The sequence below is a fragment of the Nonomuraea indica genome (assembly GCF_002850745.1).
Taxonomy (GTDB): Bacteria; Actinomycetota; Actinomycetes; order Streptosporangiales; family Streptosporangiaceae; genus Nonomuraea; species Nonomuraea indica.
In genome coordinates, this window is record NZ_KZ559492.1 from 370 (window position 1) to 1,563 (window position 1,194).

General features: G+C 70.9%; 1 protein-coding gene. It reads right to left on the reverse strand.

Features of this window, described 5'->3' with window-relative positions; all coding sequences use genetic code 11:
- Positions 1 to 981 (reverse strand): heavy metal translocating P-type ATPase (locus tag CXR44_RS34945; protein ID WP_245899806.1); only part of this gene is annotated, 981 nt, incomplete at its 3' end.
- Between the last annotated feature and the right edge of the window lie 213 nt (positions 982 to 1,194).

A 1,194-nucleotide genomic window follows, 5' to 3' on the forward strand; every position in this document is an offset into this window, starting at 1 on the left:
GCGGGTGGCGCGGACGACCAGCCGGCCGCCCGCGTTGACGGTGGCGCCGGTGACGGCGTCGCCCGGCCGGACCTCGACGGGGACCGATTCGCCGGTCAGCATGGAGGCGTCCACCGCCGAGGTGCCCTCCTCGACCACGCCGTCGGTGGCGATCTTCTCGCCCGGCCGGACCACGAACCGGTCGCCCACCGCCAGCCGGTCGGTGGGGATCCGCACCTCGGCACCGTCACGCAGCACCGCCACGTCCTTGGCGCCCAGCTCCAGCAGCGCCCGCAACGCCGCCCCGGCCCGCCGCTTGGAACGCGCCTCGAAATAGCGGCCGGCCAGCAGGAACGCGGTCACCCCGGCGGCGGCCTCCAGATAGATGTTCATCGAGCCGTCGGTGCGGGCGATGGTGAACTCGAACGGGTGCGTCATGCCCGGCTGCCCGGCGGTGCCGAAGAACAGCGCCCACAACGACCAGCCGAACGCGGCCAGCGTCCCGAGCGACACCAGCGTGTCCATGGTCGCCGCGCCGTGACGCAGGTTGGTCCAGGCGGCCTTGTGGAACGGCCAGCCCGCGTACACCACCACCGGCGCCGCCAACGTCAGCGACAGCCACTGCCAGTTCGTGAACTGCAACACCGGCGCCATCGCCATCGCGATCACCGGAACCGACAGCACCAGAGAGGTGATCAACCGGTTGCGCAGCGGCCGCAGCTCATCATCGGCGGCCTCGCCCGGCTCATCGGCCTCCCCGGCCGGGGGAGCCGGCAGCGCGGCGGTGTAGCCGGCCTTCTCCACCTCGGCGATCAACGCCTGCGTGTCAAGCCCTTCGGGGAAGGCGACCCTGGCCTTCTCCGTGGCGTAGTTGACCGTCGCCGTCACCCCGTCGAGCTTGTTGAGCTTGCGTTCGATCCGGTTGGCGCACGACGCGCATGTCATGCCGCCGATCGACAACTCGACCGAGCCGTGCGGCTTCTCGTCGGTGATGGGAGCCATCACCTCTCCTTTCTCACGTCGTGTCTCCACGTCGTGTCTCCACGTCGTGTCTCCACGTCGTGTCGGGCGTCAGTGGCTGTGGTCGCCGTGCGCGTCGGACGTGGTCGGGGTGGGCTTCGGGGTCGCGGTGGTGGTTTCGGCGGTGACGGCCGGGGCCTGACCGGCGTTGACGGTGAAGGCGGCGGTGCGTACCTCGCCCTCGTGCTGGAAGTC